The organism is Brevibacillus sp. JNUCC-41, assembly GCF_014844095.1.
GTDB classification, from domain to species: Bacteria; Bacillota; Bacilli; order Bacillales; family DSM-1321; genus Peribacillus; species Peribacillus aracenensis.
Window position 1 is genome coordinate 4,689,100 of the sequence record NZ_CP062163.1, and the last position, 18,996, is coordinate 4,708,095.

18 protein-coding genes are annotated in these 18,996 nt (G+C 40.8%); 4 read left to right on the forward strand and 14 right to left on the reverse strand.

The window, feature by feature from the left end; all coding sequences use genetic code 11:
• Positions 1-95: 95 nt before the first annotated feature.
• The 4 genes from JNUCC41_RS22710 to JNUCC41_RS22725 form a co-directional block, all read right to left on the reverse strand.
• On the reverse strand, positions 96-923 hold the full coding sequence (locus JNUCC41_RS22710; RefSeq protein WP_192204962.1) for a transporter substrate-binding domain-containing protein: 828 nt from the start codon (positions 921-923) through the stop codon (positions 96-98).
• Positions 924-945: 22 nt separating this feature from the next.
• On the reverse strand, positions 946-1,674 hold the full coding sequence (locus tag JNUCC41_RS22715) for an amino acid ABC transporter ATP-binding protein (protein WP_192204963.1): 729 nt from the start codon (positions 1,672-1,674) through the stop codon (positions 946-948).
• A 442-nt stretch (positions 1,675-2,116) separates the two neighbouring features.
• Positions 2,117-2,527 carry a hypothetical protein gene (locus JNUCC41_RS22720; RefSeq protein WP_192204964.1) on the reverse strand — a complete coding sequence of 137 codons (411 nt, stop codon included), beginning with the start codon at positions 2,525-2,527 and terminating at the stop codon, positions 2,117-2,119.
• Between the two features lie 269 nt (positions 2,528-2,796).
• On the reverse strand, positions 2,797-3,699 hold the full coding sequence (locus tag JNUCC41_RS22725; RefSeq protein ID WP_192204965.1) for an AEC family transporter: 903 nt from the start codon (positions 3,697-3,699) through the stop codon (positions 2,797-2,799).
• A gap of 260 nt (positions 3,700-3,959) precedes the next feature.
• Between JNUCC41_RS22725 and JNUCC41_RS22730 the strand changes: the two genes are divergently transcribed.
• The 3 genes from JNUCC41_RS22730 to JNUCC41_RS22740 all read left to right on the forward strand — a co-directional run bounded on the left by JNUCC41_RS22730 (position 3,960) and on the right by JNUCC41_RS22740 (position 7,407).
• Positions 3,960-4,412 (forward strand): nucleoside deaminase, encoded by a 453-nt coding sequence (locus tag JNUCC41_RS22730; RefSeq protein WP_192208293.1) that lies wholly within the window; start codon positions 3,960-3,962, stop codon positions 4,410-4,412.
• 32 nt (positions 4,413-4,444) lie between these two features.
• A complete protein-coding gene (gene ade / locus JNUCC41_RS22735; protein ID WP_192204966.1) occupies positions 4,445-6,202 on the forward strand; it encodes an adenine deaminase in 1,758 nt (585 codons plus the stop codon).
• A gap of 146 nt (positions 6,203-6,348) precedes the next feature.
• Entirely contained in the window at positions 6,349-7,407 is a 1,059-nt protein-coding gene (locus JNUCC41_RS22740; RefSeq protein WP_192204967.1) for a lactonase family protein, read from the forward strand.
• Positions 7,408-7,465: 58 nt separating this feature from the next.
• On the opposite strand, the gene JNUCC41_RS22745 is transcribed toward JNUCC41_RS22740, so the two are convergent.
• The 5 genes from JNUCC41_RS22745 to JNUCC41_RS22765 all read right to left on the reverse strand — a co-directional run bounded on the left by JNUCC41_RS22745 (position 7,466) and on the right by JNUCC41_RS22765 (position 12,930).
• Positions 7,466-8,263, reverse strand: coding sequence for an endonuclease I family protein (locus JNUCC41_RS22745; RefSeq protein ID WP_192204968.1), 798 nt, complete (start codon positions 8,261-8,263; stop codon positions 7,466-7,468).
• A 93-nt stretch (positions 8,264-8,356) separates the two neighbouring features.
• Positions 8,357-8,971 (reverse strand): NUDIX hydrolase, encoded by a 615-nt coding sequence (locus tag JNUCC41_RS22750; protein ID WP_192204969.1) that lies wholly within the window; start codon positions 8,969-8,971, stop codon positions 8,357-8,359.
• Between the two features lie 320 nt (positions 8,972-9,291).
• Positions 9,292-10,632 (reverse strand): aspartate aminotransferase family protein, encoded by a 1,341-nt coding sequence (locus tag JNUCC41_RS22755; protein ID WP_192204970.1) that lies wholly within the window; start codon positions 10,630-10,632, stop codon positions 9,292-9,294.
• Positions 10,633-10,703: 71 nt separating this feature from the next.
• Positions 10,704-12,161 (reverse strand): CoA-acylating methylmalonate-semialdehyde dehydrogenase, encoded by a 1,458-nt coding sequence (locus tag JNUCC41_RS22760; RefSeq protein ID WP_192204971.1) that lies wholly within the window; start codon positions 12,159-12,161, stop codon positions 10,704-10,706.
• A 220-nt stretch (positions 12,162-12,381) separates the two neighbouring features.
• On the reverse strand, positions 12,382-12,930 hold the full coding sequence (locus JNUCC41_RS22765) for a GNAT family N-acetyltransferase (protein WP_192204972.1): 549 nt from the start codon (positions 12,928-12,930) through the stop codon (positions 12,382-12,384).
• 557 nt (positions 12,931-13,487) lie between these two features.
• On the opposite strand from JNUCC41_RS22765, the gene JNUCC41_RS22770 reads away from it, so the two are divergent.
• Complete coding sequence (locus JNUCC41_RS22770; RefSeq protein WP_029714163.1) at positions 13,488-13,688, forward strand: cold-shock protein; 201 nt, start codon at positions 13,488-13,490, stop codon at positions 13,686-13,688.
• A gap of 219 nt (positions 13,689-13,907) precedes the next feature.
• Here JNUCC41_RS22770 and JNUCC41_RS22775 read toward each other — a convergent pair whose 3' ends face one another.
• From JNUCC41_RS22775 to JNUCC41_RS22795, 5 genes are all read right to left on the reverse strand, one after another.
• The gene (locus JNUCC41_RS22775) at positions 13,908-14,762 is read right to left on the reverse strand and encodes a crotonase/enoyl-CoA hydratase family protein (RefSeq protein ID WP_228467421.1); all 855 of its coding nucleotides are present in this window, start codon (positions 14,760-14,762) and stop codon (positions 13,908-13,910) included.
• A 205-nt stretch (positions 14,763-14,967) separates the two neighbouring features.
• The gene (locus JNUCC41_RS22780; protein WP_048679436.1) at positions 14,968-15,960 is read right to left on the reverse strand and encodes an ABC transporter ATP-binding protein; all 993 of its coding nucleotides are present in this window, start codon (positions 15,958-15,960) and stop codon (positions 14,968-14,970) included.
• Positions 15,961-15,973: 13 nt separating this feature from the next.
• Complete coding sequence (locus JNUCC41_RS22785) at positions 15,974-16,987, reverse strand: ABC transporter ATP-binding protein (protein WP_192204973.1); 1,014 nt, start codon at positions 16,985-16,987, stop codon at positions 15,974-15,976.
• 49 nt (positions 16,988-17,036) lie between these two features.
• Positions 17,037-17,966: an ABC transporter permease gene (locus tag JNUCC41_RS22790; protein WP_192204974.1), complete on the reverse strand. Its 930-nt coding sequence runs from the start codon at positions 17,964-17,966 to the stop codon at positions 17,037-17,039.
• A complete protein-coding gene (locus tag JNUCC41_RS22795) occupies positions 17,966-18,895 on the reverse strand; it encodes an ABC transporter permease (RefSeq protein WP_063235007.1) in 930 nt (309 codons plus the stop codon). The genes JNUCC41_RS22790 and JNUCC41_RS22795 overlap by 1 nt, the downstream gene beginning before the upstream one ends.
• Positions 18,896-18,996 lie beyond the last annotated feature (101 nt).

Sequence of the window (18,996 nt, forward strand, 5' to 3'; positions counted from 1 at the left end):
CTTTAACTAGTAAGGATGAGCAAAACGCTCATCCCCACAGACAAATGTTCAAATGTTATTTAAGGCCAGCTTCCCTTATACATTTGCTAAAATGTTTAATGTTTAATCCATTTATCATGGATTTCATCGTACTTGCCTGAATCTTTAAGTGACTTAAGAGCTTTATTCAACTCGCCAACAAAGTCAGCATTTCCTTTTTTCACGGCAATTCCATAAGGCTCTTCCGTAAATGTACCGCCAACAAGTTCATAACTTGGATCTTCATCCGCCATTCCATAAAGGATGGAATCATCCGTGGTCAAGGCATCCCCTTGTCCGGATTTAAGTGCGGCGAACGCTTCGGAATAGTTTTCAAATTCAAGCACTTGTGCTTCAGGAGCTTTTTCACGGATATTTATGGAAGAAGTAGAGCCCTTGACGGCCAATACCTTTTTCCCTTTTAAGCTATCAATACCCTTAATATCACTGCCCTTTTTGACTAACAAAGATTGTCCGGCATCGAAGTAAACATCAGTGAAGTCAACTTCTTTTTTACGATCTTCCGTGATTGTCATGGTCGCTACAATCGCATCGATATCACCATTATTCAATAATGCCATCCTTGTCTTAGATGTCACTTCTTTAAATTCAACTTTATTCTCATCACCAAGGATTTCTGCTGCAAGAGCTTTGGCGATATCAATATCAAAGCCTTCTACATCTCCAGTCTTAGGATTTTTCAGTCCGAATAGCCTTGTATCATTTTTCACCCCGAAAACGATTTTATCCTTTTCCTTCACTTGTGCGAGAACATCTTTTGCTTTGTCTTTACCTCCACCCTCATCAGCTTTGTCTGATTCCTTGCCCCCGCCGCATCCAGCTAATAAGATGACAGCCAGTAATGATAGCAAAGATAATTTTAACCATTTCTTTTTCTTAAACATGAAATTCACCCCTGTTTTTTATTTAATGATTTAATATACGGCTAAGGAATAAACGAGCCCTCTCTTCACGAGGATTGACGTAAAACTCAGCCGGTGATGCCTCTTCCAAAACCCTGCCTTCGTCCATGAATACGATTCGATCCGCTACTTCACGGGCAAATCCCATTTCGTGCGTAACCACCACCATCGTCATGCCTTCATGGGCAAGGGCCTTCATTACATCCAGTACCTCGCCGATCATTTCTGGATCCAAGGCTGAGGTAGGTTCATCAAATAGCATGATTTCGGGACCCATTGCCAAACCTCTGGCAATCGCTACCCGTTGTTGCTGTCCACCTGAAAGCTGGGAAGGAAATGAATTCGCTTTATCTCCAATCCCCACCTTATCCAAATACTTTAGTGCAATCTTTTTCGCTTCCTCTTCGGATTGGCCTAAAACCTTCCTGGGGGCAAGCATGATATTCTCTAGCACGGTTTTATGAGGATACAAGTGAAAATGCTGGAAAACCATACCGATATTCCGACGGAGTTTGTTTATGTCCGTTTTTTTATCCGCTACATTTGAACCATTTATGGATAGGGAACCTTCCGAAATGGTCTCTAGACGATTAATGCATCGAAGCAGTGTACTTTTCCCTGATCCGGACGGTCCGATGACCACGACCACTTCCCCCTTCTTAATCGTAAGATTAATCTCTTTCAATACATGGAAATCGCCATAAAACTTATTCACTCGGTCAAAAACTATCATAATTAGCCCTCCGCCCCTAATCAATCTCAAGAAACTGAAAATTTATAATAATCAGAATTATGTAAGCGTAATATAGCATTCTCCTAACTCGAATCAAATTTTATGTATAATCCTTTCTCCCACTATTATTTCCCAATATTTCGAGAGTAATAGTGAAACGACCATTTTTATTGTTATTTTAAACTAGTAATTCAAATAATATATTCAATATTCACACTTTTTATTATATAAAATCTTTCTTAAAATTACCATATAAACTTTAATTTGTTAAAAGTGATATCATATTTCGTGATATTATTGCTATATTTCATAAAACGGAAAAGTATAAACTGTTAATTCCCGAATCATTCCCTCTTCTTGTAAAAAACCATTTATTTCCCATCAGCACAAAGAGCTTTTATAAATCAGCACGAAAAAAAGACAGCATTTGCTGTCTTTTTCATCATTCCTTTAATGCATCTTCAAATGGCGCTGAATATAAACCTCTTGGCGCCAGCATATCCGTATCCGATTCACGGATTTCCCCACCGAGAGTATATGGACCTGCTGGAAAATAATCATACATTTCACTTTCCTTATGTATGATCAAGAAATAATCGAATAAATCATCCATAAGTTCTTGATGTTCATCTATTTTGATGATTTCGCCACATTCATCAATTTCAAAGTTTTCATTAATCGCATCTTGAAGTTCCTCATTATTTGAATACGCGATATAAAAATCGACATCCCCGCACTCCATGCATAGCAAGAGTTTTTCTTCTAGTGCTTCTTCATAGGTCTTCAGGACGATTTCCTTTAAAATGGCATCAATCTTTCCAGTATTAATCAGTTTAATTTTAGTCTGGAACACAAAACCCCTCCAATCAAATACAGCATTTAAAAAAGTAAACGCCAGTTAAACAAGCTCACCCTTAAATAGGAAATTGTTGAAGATCATTCTCAATCATCACATAAATCAAAGTCGCTAAGTTCGTTTATTAACAGCCATGGGAACCTATCCCAAGACTTGGTCATCAAGGGCAAAACAGGCAATTTCTAAGATCCCGTTTTTGAATTAGATAAGAATCTCCCACTTCGTGCATATAATAAGTTTGCCCACATAATTAGAATCATAATCTTCTATAATACAAAGAAAAAGATGATTGGAAGCGTAATCAGGCTTAATGAAGTACTTATGAAAGTAGCACTTGATACGAATTCAGGCTCTGTGTTGAATTGGAGCGCATACATCGTAGTGTTGGCCGCCGTTGGCATGGCAGCTACGATGATCATGATATGCCTGACCATTTCACCCACTGGTAAGGCGAGTGATAGCAGGAAGGCAATGGCTGGTGAAACGGCAAGCTTAAGCAACAGCGAAACTGATAGTTTTCGATAGGCAATCTTTTTCAGGGAAATGTTGGCCAGCTGCATTCCCAGTGTAATCATGATTGTTGGGATTGCTGCATTTGCTACAAGGTTAATAGCTTCCATAACCGAATTGCTTAAAGGTATGTTCCCGAACTGAAATACTGTACCCGCAATGGCTCCATAAACAATTGGCATCCGACATACTGCTTTAATCGCTGTTTGAACTCCGTTACCTTCCGGGCTGCCCTTTGCTGCGAAATAAATGCCTATCGTGCACATCACTAACTGCTGTCCCACCATAAGGATGATTGCATAATCGAGTCCTGCGGCTCCGAATAACAGGAAAATGACAGGTGTTCCGTAATTCCCGTTATTCATGAATGCCGATGCCAATATCATGCCGCTTGTTTCAGTGACTGTATAATTGCGAAAAAAAGATATGATGTAGACTACCAGAATGAGAGAAAGACAAAGTACTACCGTGAATAAGAACAGGTAAACATAACTAATCGTAAATTCAGCGGAATAAAAAGTTCGGAATACAAGAAAAGGTGACATTAAATATAATGCCATCGTTGAAATCGATTTTGTATCAAGTTTAAACTTTTTCTGACCGATGAAACCTAAAACAAATATACCAAATATCGGTAAAAGAACTCCCAAAAACCCCATGCATATCACCTTCATAATTCTAATGATTTTCTTCTAACCATATCAGTTTTATAATTATTTGTAAAAAATCTTTTAAACCACTTTTGATTGCACCTCTTATATATTACCGCAAAATGAATTTTCTTTATTTTCTGAAAAAAATAATCCATTTCCCAAAGCGTATGGTATATTGTTTATTATATTTACGTTCATAAACGTAACATCAACACTTTTTGGTTATTAATATATGAAGGGGTGTTTTTTTAGTGGATGTAAAATACATGGAGATGGCAGTTCGGCTTGCATATGAAAATGTTATGGCAAAGAACGGGGGACCTTTTGGTGCAATAATCGTTAAAGATGGCAAAGTCATAGGCAGAGGATGTAATAATGTAACAACGGCCAACGACCCTACAGCTCACGCCGAAGTACAGGCGATTCGCGATGCATGCAGGAATCTCGACAGCTTCCAACTTACTGATTGTGAAATTTACACTAGCTGCGAACCTTGCCCCATGTGCATCGGTGCTATTTATTGGGCACGACCTAAAGCCATTTATTACGCATGTACTAAAGAAGACGCTGCACTTATTGGCTTTGATGATCACTTTATATACAAGGAACTTGCCCTGCCAATGGAAAAACGGACGATAAAAATGGAACAACTTTCTTTTAATGACCACGAATTACCATTCCGAACATGGGAAACCAATACTGATAAAGTGAAATATTAACCGGTTATACTTTTGTCAAAGGGGTTACGCATATGAAAAAAAACTTGCTTAAAAGGAGAATAGACGTTGCTGCTGGGAGAACGCCTGCGGATTGCGTCATAAAGAACGGGCAAATCATAGATGTTTTCAATGGTGATATCTATAAAGGTGACATTGCTGTCGTCGATGGTTTTTTTGCTGGAATTGGGCGTTATGAGGGTGTTTCAGAAATCGATGCAGCAGGAAAATTCGTATGCCCTACATTCATTGATGGCCATGTCCATATTGAATCTTCGATGGTAAGGCCATCGGAACTCGCAAAAATCCTCCTTTTACATGGTGTGACGAGCATCATTGCAGACCCTCATGAAATTGCCAATGTTTCTGGCAAAATGGGCATGGAATATATGATTGATCAATCCGCTCAACTCCCTTTCGACTTTTACTTCATGATGCCTTCTTGTGTACCTGCTACGGAGTTTGAACACTCTGGTGCTGTCCTAAAAAGTGAAGATTTAATTCCGTTTTATCAAAACCCGAGAGTGCTCGGTTTAGCTGAAGTCATGAATTTCCCGGCCGTTTCACTTACGGAGGAGGATATGCTGCAAAAAATATACGATGCTAATAAATTAGGCAAAAGCATCGATGGCCATGCAGCAGGCTTATCCGAACAACAGCTCAATGTTTATATGTGTGCAAGCATTAAAACGGATCATGAATGCACTACAGCGGAAGAGGCAAAAGAAAGACTGCGTAAAGGAATGTATCTTATGATCAGGGAAGGCACCGTTGCCAAAGACTTAAAAAACCTGATTCCAGTTATAAATGAGAAGAACTCCCGACGTTGTTTATTCGTCACCGACGACCGGCACCTTGACGATATTGTATCTGAAGGGAGTATCGATCACAACGTCCGACTTTCCATAAAAACAGGTGTCCCGCCAATTACCGCCATTCAAATGGCGACCATTAATGCAGCAGAATGTTTTGGCTTAAAGGAAACTGGTGCGATAGCACCTGGATACAAGGCGGACTTCCTTATATTGGATGACCTTGATTCAGTCATCATTCACTCCGTCTTTAAAGAGGGAAAGCTTATCGTTCAAAATAATCGTTTACTTAACTTTCCACCTGAAAAGGATCATGCCATTGACGCCGGGTTGAAGCACTCCGTTCAATTTCATGAATTAACGGAAGGTGATTTGGCGATACCTTTTAAAAATAAGTTCGCTAATATTATTGAGATAACTCCAAACAGCTTGATTACAAAGCATTCGATTGAACCGGTTACACTTAATCAGGATGGGCTATTCCGGTTCTCCGAACTTGTTGATCATATAAAACTTGCTGTTATTGAACGGCATCATATGACCAAACAAGTAGGTCTAGGCATCGTCAAAGGGCTCGGTTTGAATTCAGGCGCAATTGCCACGACAGTAGCCCATGATTCACATAATTTGATCATTGCCGGGACGAATGATCAAGATATGCTTTTGGCAGCAAATGAAATAAAAAAAATGCAGGGCGGATTGGCCGTAATCCAAAATGGGGAAATACTCGCTTCACTTCCCCTTCCGATAGCCGGATTGATGAGCGAATGGAATTATATCGATGTAGTCCATTCGTTGAAAAAAATCGATGGAGCCCTATTGAAACTGGGTGCCAACAGGCATTTCAACCCTTTCCTTACACTTGCATTCTTGGCGTTGCCTGTCATCCCCGAAATTAAACTGACGGATAAGGGTTTATTTTCAGTTTCTGAGTTTAGGCATATTCCTATCGAAGCATCAAAGCCAGTCGATAAAATTTGACCCCCTAGTCGGGGTTTTTTTCTTCTTACCCCAGTAATTTCTAAATGAATCAGGTTCCAACTCGACTTAAACCGGGAAAAGGATATAATGGGTATCATCTATGTTAAAATAAAATTAAACACAAATCTTTCTTGGGGGAGATAAATATGGAAAAACATGATAAACGAACCATAATTGGATACATAGGCACTTACACAAAAGAAAATAGTAAAGGTATTTACCGCTTCACTTTAGATACAGCAGAAGGAAAACTCAGTACACCGGTTCTTGCAGCAGAATTAACCGATCCGACTTATGTCGCCATCAGCCAGGACAAGAAGAATCTCTACGCCATTTTAAAAGAAGCGGGCAGCGGTGGAGTTTCAGCCTATTCGATCAATGAAGAGTCAGGTAAGCTTACCTTCTTGGGCAAACAACTGACACCAAATGGTTCTTCCTGCCATATAAGTGTCGACAGCAAGAAACAGGTCTTGATCACTTCCAGTTATGGAGAAGGTGTGATTGAATCCTATCCGCTTCATGGCGATGCGACCCCTTTGCCCGTATCATCCACTGTTCAGCATGAGGGTCAAGGACCGAATGAAGAACGTCAGGAAAAAGCGCACACTCACTTCGCCGGGTTCACACCGGATGAAAGGTTCATTGCCGTAGTAGACCTTGGAATAGATAAAGTAATAACCTATAAAATAGATAATGGGGTTTTGGAAGAAGTAAACAGCTTAACTGTTTCTCCCGGCAGCGGACCACGGCACTTGACCTTCCACCCAAACGGAAAATTTGCGTATGTTATGGCAGAACTTGTACCAGAAGTCATTGTTTTAAGCTTCGATAGTCAAACCGGAAGCTTTTCTGAATTACAAACGGTTCGATCCGTCCCGGAAGATTTCAAGGAAAATAACCAAGGAAGCGCCATTCACATTTCAGATGACGGGCAATTCATATATGCTGCAAACCGCGGACATGATAGTATTGCCGTTTACCAAATCAATCAAGAAACAGGCAAACTGGCATTCGTGGAACTGGTTTCTACCGAAGGAAATTGGCCACGTGATTTTTCATTGGATCCTAGCGGAAAATTTCTGATTGCTTCTAATGAACAATCAGGAAACCTGACACTATTTGCCCGAAATGAACTTGACGGAAAGTTAACATTACTGCAAAAAGATGTTCAAGTTCCCTTCCCTGTTTGCGTAAAATTCTTATAATCGATAATAAAAAGGATTGAAGCTACAGCAGCTTCAATCCTTTTTTTGTTATCCTTCTTTAATTCCATTTCTCCGCCATTTCGGGAAAATCTATATATGGGTTACGATTACCCTGCATTTCATGTATAGCCTGGTTTCTATGTTTTTCATAAGTGCTGACCGGAAAAAGCCGATGCCATTCCATAAGCAGCTCCAGGTCAATATTGCCGCTATCGATGATGCCCTCATATCTGAGTAAAAAGTATAAAGTAGCCCTCGCCACGATGCCTTTTCCGTATTCAGGCTCGAATTTACCCTCATCTGATTTCCCGCAACCCGCTTTTATACCGGCAGCCGATTTTTCAGGGATATAATCCTTAAAATCATGGTATGGATAGTTACTCCGGCTACTGTTACACGTTGGTTCACAGGCGAACAGATGATGCAAATCCCCCCTCATCGGTTCTTTTTTATCGAACCATGATTGAGGTACGACATGTTCACAATTAACGAGAATGTTCTCCGTATTTGTTGATTCTATGCCTCTTGACACCACTTCAAGTATACGGATATCTTCCTCAATGACTCGTACAGGGTCCATCCCTTTACCGGAATACAGGCTTTTCAACTGGCCATTTTCCTGTAAGTCCACCCAAGGGTAAACATGACGATGTGGTGAGTAGTTCAGCTGGTTTTTATGGGTTGCCACAAGTAGGTCCTTCAATCCTTCCCGGTCCAAAGAACCATCTTTATAGTATGCCAGCTTAAGTTCCTGATCCTTGGTTTCATCATAGTATTCGCGGTTTTCATTGAAGTTCACAAGTGCAGCCATTGCCATTTCCCGTTCTTTTTCAAGTACTTCAAAACTATACTTCATCCACTCATCCCCCCGCTTCTATTAAAACCTAACTTTTACCATAATTTAAGTTTAATAGAAATCCATCTAGAAAAAAAGGTGCTTTAGAAGGGGCTAACGAAGAATTTCAATAAAATGGGTAAGGATTTTCGCCGTCATCCCCCAAATTACTCGTTCATTATATATATAAAAATATTCTTCCATCTGTTTTGGCTGCCATTTATAATTCTCCCCGCCAACTACTAAATCATGAGGGAAGTTGTCATGCGGTTCCACCTTATATTTCACATGATAAATCTCTGGAGGTTTTTCCATGAAAAAGGATAGGGGGACCGTAAAAACGGTTTCTACCTCAGCTGGATTAGGTATGATCCGTTGATGGTTACGAACAAATCCTGCATATGGATAGACAATCATCCCAAATGGAGATACCAAATAATCGATTGGAAAGACATTTTCAATATCTTCTTTTCTCAAATTAAGTTCCTCATATGTTTCCCTTAGGGCAGCATCCTGTTCATCACGGTCCAGCTTGTCTATTTTCCCGCCCGGAAAACATATATCCCCCGGCTGCCTTCTCAGTTTGTGTGAACGCTCTTCGAAAAGAACATGAATTCCATCTTCTTTCTCTATAAGCGGTACCAATACCGCATACTTTGAAAAATTCCCACTCCCTAAAATTTCAGGGATATGCAGTGTCAGTTTTTTTGTTATATCTTCATTATTCATGTCCCTCACCTCTTCTGCCAGATAGTATTGATTTTCTGCCACTCCTTATCATTCCATTTTCGAACATCCGCTATAACTTAGCAAGGAAAACGATTCCAAAATGCCCCCTCAGTTCGCATTAGAATCCTTTCCGCTCCCTCTTCCTAAATCATTGCCAAAAGCACCGTTCAAAGTTCTGAACGGTGCTAAAATTAAACAGCAGTCTCATTTAATAAGCAAAGTATGGATGCAATCTTTCTTAAATAAATAATGAGTATCAATAAGTACATACAGAAACTCAATAATATGCTGAATTTTCAGTTTTTTTCATCACCTTATTTTCATAGTTCAGCTAGCGTTCGCTTTACAGTCGTTATGATGAATGAAAAATCCTCTTCAGTTATACTAAGCGGGGGAGCAAGGGTCAGGACATTATTGAAACCTGCTACTGTATCACCATTTTTACCTATGATCAGACCCTTTTCTTTGCATGATGCAATTACTTTATTGATTTTGGTAAGTTCAATCGGTTGTTTTGTCAGTTTATCTTCTACTAGTTCAATGCCTACCAACAAACCTTTGCCACGTACATCCCCGACATTCGGATGAGATTTGATTTCTTCAAACTCTTGCAGAAAGCGTAGACCTAGCTCCTTAGACCGTTCTATAAGTTTTTCATTTTCATATATTTCAATATTCTTCAAAGCAAGGGCACAGGCAGCCGGATTGCCGCCAAATGTATTTACATGTCGAAAGCGGTCATAAACGTCTGAGCCAATATACGCTTCATAAATTTCACGTTTGACTGCTGTAGCGGATAATGGCAAGTAAGCGCTCGTGATTCCTTTAGCCATTGTTACGATGTCTGGTTTTACATCATAGTTCATAAATCCGAACTTCTTACCGGTACGGCCAAACCCGCAAATGACCTCATCCGAAATGAGAAGGACACCATTTTTCTCACAAATTTCCTTGACACGTTTCATATAACCATCAGGCGGCATCAAAATTCCGCCCCCAGTGATGATTGGTTCCATGATGACCGCAGCCACCGTTTCGCTCAACTCCCATGTAATGGTCCGTTCAATTTCCGCTGCACTTTTTTCACCGCTTTCACCCTCTGGATTTCGGTAAGAATCTGGCGGTGATACATGAAGAAATCCTGGGGCGAGTGGTTCATATTTATATTTTCGCTGTGCCTGCCCGGTGGCTGACAGGGCGCCCATTGAATTTCCATGATAGCCGCGATAACGGGAAATGAATTTATAACGTCCATGTTCACCTTTTTGCTGATGATACTGCCGCGCAATTTTAAAAGCAGTCTCATTCGCTTCCGAACCGCTGTTAGAGAAGAAAATCACATAATCCCCACCAAGCCATTCATTTAATTTCTCTGCTAGCTTAATGGCCGGGATGTGGCTATTCGTTAAAGGGGCATAAGGAAGTTCCTTCAGCTGCTCGTAAGCCGCTTCAGCCAGTTCCGTGCGGCCATACCCAACGTTGACACACCATAAGCCTGACATCCCATCCAGGAAACGATTCCCATCAACATCCGTTATCCATGCTCCTTGCCCGTTTTTGATCACCATTGCTCCAGGGCTGGATTCAGCCCCTTTCATATGATGCCATACATATTTACCATCCATCGCTTTAAGATCCTGACCATGTTTTTCAACTTGCATAAGGTACACTCCTCCTAAAATAATTTATAAATGAAGGCCGACCACAATTTGTGTCGACCCCCAATTTCCTATCAGTATCTTGCCGTTAACATTTTCTTTCTAGTGTAAAATTCAACGCCGTCTTTCCCATTGGCATGAAGATCTCCATAAAATGAACTTTTATAGCCGGAAAATGGAAAGAATGCCATTGGCGCGGGTACCCCAAGGTTAATACCAAGCATACCTGCATCAATTTCTTCGCGAAATTCCCGGATGGCTTTTGCACTATCCGTATAGAGGCAGGCACCGTTGGCAAATTCGGATTGATTGGTCAATTCGATTGCTTCTTCAAGGGTATTAACCCGTACTATGGATAAGACAGGGGCAAAAATTTCATCCTTCCATATTTTCATATTTGTTTTCACATGATCAAATAAAGTCGGTCCAACGTAATAGCCATTTTCCTGATCGCCTTCATTCCTGCCATCACGAAGGAGGACAGCTCCTTCTTTTTCCCCGATTTCAATATATTGTTCAGTTCTCTTTTTATGAGTATCACGGATCACTGGTCCCAGGAAAACGTCCTTATCCATTCCATTTCCAATCTTGATATCATCCGCTGCAGCCTTTAATCTCTCAACGAGCGAATCTCCCACTTCCCCCACCGCAACAACCACTGATGCAGCCATGCAGCGCTCGCCTGCAGAACCGAAAGCGGCATTCGTTATGTTCGTTACAGCATTATCCAAATTCGCATCAGGCATGACGATGGAATGATTTTTCGCTCCTGATAAAGCCTGGACACGTTTTTTATTGGCAGCTGCCGTTTTGTATACATACTCTGCGACAGGCTGGGATCCCACAAATGATACCGCTTTAATGTCTTCATGTTCCAAAATCCCATTCACGACATCGTGGGCACCATGGACAATATTGACAACACCATCCGGAACTCCGGCTTCTGTCAATAATTCCACAAGACGGTTGGCTAAAAGCGGTGTCCGTTCTGAAGGTTTTAAGATAAACGTATTTCCACAAGCTATTGCCAGCGGGAACATCCAACATGGCACCATCATCGGGAAATTAAACGGTGTAATCCCGGCAACGACACCCATTGGATACCGATACATGCCGGATTCAATGCCTGGGGAAATATCAGGTAGCTGACTTCCCATCATCAATGTAGGCGCACCTGCTGCGAACTCTACGCATTCAATCCCCCGCTGAACCTCACCATATGCTTCTGTATAGCTTTTTCCGTTTTCGATAGTGACCAGCTTTGCAAGCTCATCCCAATGTTCTATCAATAATTGCTGGTAACGGAATAAGAAGCGAGCTCTTTTTGGAACGGCCACCTTTTTCCATTCTTTAAAAGCCTTTTTAGCAACTTGCACCGCTTGGTCTACATCTTCCTTTGTTGAAAGGGGAACGATTGCCAATGCTTCCCCTGTTGCCGGATTAGGCACTTGTTCATGTTTCGAAGTTGTGGACTCCACCCATTTGCCACCGATATAATTTTTCAACGTTTCTACATCATTGATAACTGCCATTAATATACCCTCCATTTCAACACGATTTCATAGTTTCATTATATTTTTCAAATCGACTTTTTTCATTAGACGTTTTGTATAGTTTTTTATTCAATATTTGCACATATTGTTTGTTTTTGATATTCCCATATTCATAGTAATCTTGAAAGAAATTCAGGCTTTCAAAGCCGATGTATATTTCCTTAATTATTATCTCTTTGATCAGCTGACTTCACAGCCATCATTTTATGATGGAATATAGCTTTAGGTCTTGATGCTTTCCCTTAACAAACATTCCTTTTCTTATGATTCCTTCAAAAGACATGCCAGACTTTTGCATGACTCGCTCTGAACCCAAATTTTCAACGAAGCACCGTGCTTGTATTCGAACTAGGTTCATATTTTCAAAGCCAAAGGCGATTATCTTTTGAGCTGCCTCCGTCATCAAGCCACTCACCCAATATTCGGGTGCAAGCACATATCCGATTTCTGCACTATGATGATCAACCTGCCATGTAACAAAATCAATCGTACCAATCAACTTACCACTTTGCTTGTGTTCTATGCCCCATGGAGCAATTTTCTTATCCTCATAATTTTGTAGGATAAACCGGATAAAATCTTTTGTATCACTTAGGGAACGATGAGCTTCCCATGTGACATAACGGGAAACTTCACTGTTGGATGCATAAGCGAACATGTCTTCGGCATCATTCATGGTGACTTTCCTCATTACCAAGCGTTTTGATTCCATAGTAGGCAGCTGTCCATATATGTCTTTCACGTTCATGAATACACCCCATTCCATTGATTACTAGTATTATAGCAAGCTTGTTAAGCACTCGCTGTCCCATTTAAAATATTATCGAAACTTACGAATGATTCGGAAAAGAATGATTCAGGGCGTGAAAACCCATAATAAACCAAAATTTGAATGAGTTCTTTTCTGGAAAAATCGGACAGGAAACCTCAAAAATTGCCAAGTCCTTTGGGATGACAGTATTAGGAATGCATCATAAATCGGAAAAATTTGTAGATGAGATGTCCACAATTACAATTTGCGATTGATTAACTTGAATTCTTTTTTTCGAACATATTCCATGTTTCTGGGGTCAATGTAATGTCACGGCAATCACACCCAGGAGGAAAATCATGGGTATCAAGAATTATTCATGGCCTGTGCACATAAATAATCTTCCATTGTTAGCTTGCAGACTCCGACATTATCTGTTATATTTAAAAAGAATTATTTTTGTTCGGGAAGATTGATAAGTGAAAAACTTTTCGTCTAATGATTGAGCAAGGGTAGTAACACAATGTGTGGATTCACACTAGGAGGCAACAACAATGGAACAAGGTAAAGTAAAATGGTTTAACGCAGAAAAAGGATTTGGCTTCATCGAACGCGAAAACGGAGACGATGTATTCGTACATTTCTCAGCTATCCAAAGCGAAGGATTCAAATCATTAGACGAAGGTCAAGAAGTTACTTTTGAAGTTGAGCAAGGTCAACGTGGACCCCAAGCTACTAACGTTCAAAAAGCGTAATTTTAAATACAATATATAACGGACCCTACTTGTAGGGTCTGTTTTTTTGATTGAAAAAGCAATCAAAAAAAACCCTATTCACATGGAATAGGGAACATGAAACAAGTTTAGTAAATGGTAAACTCAGTATAACACACTAGGAATAGAAACCCTAATTTATCCGAAAAGTAAAAATTATCACGCACTTACGAAGCCCTGGATTCCCTGATATTACCCCATTCATTTCTTCTCCACTTCATAGGTTCGGTCCGTTCCCCATGGATAAAACGGTGGCATATCAGTGCTGCTTTTCATTTTGAAATCGGCTTTCCTTTTTTCGAGAAAAGCTTCGATTCCTTCTAGTGCATCAGCTTGTTTTCCGGTCCAATGAATCATTTTCGATTCTATTTTGTGTGATTCAACCGGATGGTTAGCACCGAGCATTGACCACATTAACTGCCGGGATAGCGTCACAGAGACGGAAGATGTATTTTCCGCAATGTCTGTCGCAATCTCCATTGCTGCAGACATCAATTCGTCTGGCTCGACAATCTTGTTTACCAGCCTTCCCTCATATGCTTCACTGGCCGTAATCATCCTGCCGGTAAAAATCCATTCGGAAGCTTTGCCCATTCCGACAAGTCTAGGCAAGAACCAACCGCTGCATGCCTCCATCGTTATCCCCCGCCTTGCAAATACAAAACCCATCTTTGCATCTGTTGAAGCGATTCTAATGTCCATGGGCAAAGTCATTGTTATCCCAATCCCGACTGCCGCTCCATTAATGGCTGCTATCATAGGTTTCTTCATCTCAAAAATCCGTAATGACAACATTCCCCCTGCATCGCGATATTCAACCAAAGGAGTGTGATCCATAAAGGTTTCTGCACCTTTTTCCAAATCCATCCCAGCACAAAAAGCATCTCCAGCGCCAGTTAATATGACGGCTCGTACGTCATCATTTTCATCCGCTTCATTAAAAGCGTGAATCATCTCTTCACACATTTTTTCATTGAAAGCATTCATTCTCTCTGGACGATTAAGAGTAACAATCATGACACGATCGACGATTTCACTAGTTATCGTGGAATACACTAACAATCCCTCCTTCTCTCACAAATTGAAACATTCAACAGAATTTTATATTTACATATAATTACATTTTATATGTTTTATTTTCAGATTCCTAGTTTTTTATTTTGACATGCTGATAAATAATTTGATAATTGTTTCCATTCCAAAAATATTTTACATAAATGTGTAAAAAAAGACCAGTCGCAAATGCAACTGGTTTTTTTGTTTACCAATATAAATGACAAGCGACGAAATGCCCTGGTTTTTGTTCTTTCCATTCAGGTACAGCACTTGAGCATATCTCCATCGCCTTAGGGCAGCGCGTCCGAAATACACAGCCGCTCGGCGGATTGATCGGACTTGGTACATCGCCTTTAAGGACGATCCTTTCCCGTTTAATAGTCGGGTCTGGTATCGGTACTGCGGATAGCAAGGCCTGTGTGTATGGATGTAGCGGATCTTTCGTTAAAGAATCACTATCCGAAAGTTCCATCATTCTTCCAAGGTACATGACTAAAATGCGATCTGAAATATACTTGACCATCGATAAATCATGCGCGATGAATAAATAAGTCAATCCCATTTCTTTTTGCAGTTCTTTTAATAAGTTGACCACTTGGGCCTGTATCGAAACATCCAAGGCAGAGATTGGTTCATCACAAACGATGAATTTAGGATTTAAAGCCAAGGCCCTTGCAATTCCAATACGCTGGCGTTGTCCGCCACTGAATTCATGCGGAAAACGAGTGATATGCTCCGGACTTAAACCAACCAGCTTTAACAGGTCTTCCACCCGTTTTCTTCGCTCTTTACCTTTTGATATCCCATGAATGGCAAGTGGTTCCCCAATCAATTCCTCCACCTTCATCCTTGGGTTCAAGGATGCGTAAGGATCTTGGAAAATCATTTGTATTTCACGGCGGATATGTGACATTTCCCCAGGTTTGTAATCGAAAATATTTTTCCCCTGAAAAAGAACTTCTCCATCTGTCGGTTCATATAATCGAGTGATTGTACGACCTGCAGTCGACTTACCGCAACCGCTTTCCCCAACAAGACCGACAGTTTCCCCTGGATAGATTTTGAGATCCAAACCGTCTACTGCTTTAAGCGATTGAGAACCGATTGGAAAATGCTTTTTCAGATTCTTTATTTCAACAAGAGGAGAATTTTCGTTGTATGTCTTTTCTTTTACAGCCTTATTTTTCAGTGAAACCATTGGTTCTCCTCCTTTACACATTAGTCGGTGCTTGTACTTGTGCTGCCTTTGCCATCGGGTGGTGCAGCCAGCATGCGGCTGTCTGACCTTCTTCCACTACTTCAAGCTCCGGATCATGGTCTTTGCACACTTTCATTGCTGATTCACATCTTGGGTAAAATGGGCATCCTTTTGGCGGATCCAATAAATCCGGTGGTGATCCGATAATCGGAACCAACGGAGCCGTTTTTTCCATATCGAGCCTTGGCACCGTTTTAAGCAGACCTCTTGTATAAGGATGCTGCGGGTTTGAAAATATAGCCTCTACCGTACCCGTCTCCACAACCTTGCCTGCATACATGACGACTACCCGTTCACAAGTTTCCGCAACCACACCTAAATCATGAGTGATTAAAATGATGGAAGTATCCATTCTTCGTTGGATATCTTTCATCAGCTCCAAAATTTGCGCTTGTATCGTTACATCCAATGCTGTTGTAGGTTCATCGGCAATCAGTAATTTCGGTTCACAAGCAAGGGCCATCGCAATCATTGCCCTTTGGCGCATACCACCTGAAAACTCATGCGGATATTGCTGCATCCTTTTTTCCGGCTGAGGTATACCTACCAGTTTGAGCGTTTCCAACGCCCGTTCATATGCATCATTTCGGGGCATGTTTTTATTATGCTTTAAAATACCTTCCATGATCTGGCTGCCGATTTTTGTCGTTGGATTGAGCGAAGTCATCGGATCTTGGAAAATCATGCTGATTTCATTCCCGCGAATCCTCTGCATTTCCTTTTCACTCATTTTAAGAAGGTCTTTACCGCCAAAGTTTATCGACCCTTTTCCATACTCTGCCGGGGGTGTTTCCAATAATCTCATGATAGATTTCGCTGTAACACTTTTGCCGCATCCGGACTCCCCAACAATCGCAACGGCTTCCCCCTTTTTCACGCCAAAGTTCACACCGCGAACCGCTTGCACTTTACCTGCATAAGTATGGAAGGTGATTTGTAAATCGTTGACTTCTAATAGGTTCTCCATCATCGTCCCTCCTATTCTAGTAATATCAAATCATTATGTTAGGACTCATTTATTTCCGTAGTTTTGGATCTAAGGCATCCTGCAATCCGTCACCAACCACATTGAACGCGAACATCGTTAAGGAAATCAATATTGCAGGAATTAAAAGTTGATAGAAATTCCCTACCAGAATGCTTCCCAGTGCATCACTTGTCAATGTTCCCCAGCTTGCCTGAGGTGCCGGAACTCCCAATCCCAAAAAGCTAAGTGTAGCTTCGGCAAAAATGGCAGTAGGTACAGTCAGCGTTAAATTGACAAGGATCGGTCCCATTGTATTTGGAATCATGTGTTTTCTTAAAGTCCAGCTCGTATTGGCTCCAGAGATTGTTGCAGCATGGATATATTCATTCTCTTTCAGTTGTAAAACTTGTCCACGTACAAGTCGCGCCATCGGAATCCACCCCGTAATCGACATCGCAATGATGATCGGCAGAATACCAGGTTTTAATACGACCATCATTAAGATAACCATCAATAGGTATGGAATCGCATAGATCACCTCAGCGAAACGCATCATGATATTATCCGTGCGTCCACCGCGAATGGCAGAAATCCCGCCATAAAGGACACCAATTAAAAAGTCGATCAGCGCTGCCATCAATCCAATGAACAAGGATATCCTTGCACCGTACCAAGCTCGCGTAAATAGATCCCTTCCTGATGAATCCGTTCCAAACCAATGTTCGCTATTTGGGCTAAGATTCTTTTTCTCGAAATCTTGTCCATAATAAGTATATCCGTTAATATACGGACCAAAAATCGCCATCAAGACCAAGAGGATTATTAGAATAAACCCCGTCATCGCCAGCTTATTTTCCTTAAATCGACGCCAGACGTCAGACCAATATGAAACTGTAGGTCTTGCTATTTTTTCAGCTTCCTTAAAGTTGCCTTCGGCGGGTTGGAACATATCTTCGGTTAAATGCACTTTTTCTGCCATTATTTCTTCTCCCCCGTCACTTTAATTCTAGGATCAATCAACGTATAGGCTATATCAACGATGAATATCAATAGGATAAGCACCGCACTATACACAATTGTGGAACCAAGAATGACCGGGTAGTCCCTGTTGGATATTCCCTTTACGAACATATCTCCCATGCCCGGAATACCAAAAATACGTTCAATGATGAAGCTTCCTGTCACGATATTAGCCGTAAGGATGCCCAGAATCGTGATAATCGGCAATAACGCATTCCGAATCGCATGTTTGATTATGACACCGCTCCGTTTCAGTCCTTTGGCTTTTGCTGTCAAAATGTAATCCTGACCCATTACTTCAAGCATGCTTGTCCGCATCAGTCTCGCGATGAAAGCAAGCGGCATCATCGAAAGGGCAATGGATGGTAAAATGGTATGCTGCCATGTCGCCCATGTAGCAACAGGGAATATATTCCATTTAATTGCGAAATAATTAATTAAAATAGTCGCCAGGATAAAGTTAGGAACGGAAATCCCTACGATGGCAATGATCATTGATAAATAGTCGGGCCATTTATTTCTTTTCAGTGATGCCACGACACCCAAAATGAGGCCAAAGAAGATGGCAATCACCAAAGCTTGTGCCCCTAAGTGCAATGACACTGGAAACCCCTTCAAAATGTAATCATTCACGGAAATGGAAGAAGATTTCAATGAAGGACCAAAATCAAATTGAACGACTTCCAATAAATAATTCCCATATTGGGTCAACAACGGCTTGTCCAATCCATAGTGGACTTGAAGGTTTTCATAAACAGCAGGAGGCATGGCTCCTTCTTTTGCAAATGGATTTCCCGGAATCGTATGCATTATGATGAACGTTAATGTAATAACAGCCCATAAAGTAATAATCGCCCATTTAAAACGGTTTAATGTATATCTCAACATGGTAATCACCCCAATCATCGATTTTCTAAGAAGTTGAAAACGGAAATGAATGCATGAAATATTCAAATTCGCAATTGAAAAATGGGGTATGTCCTTAATCG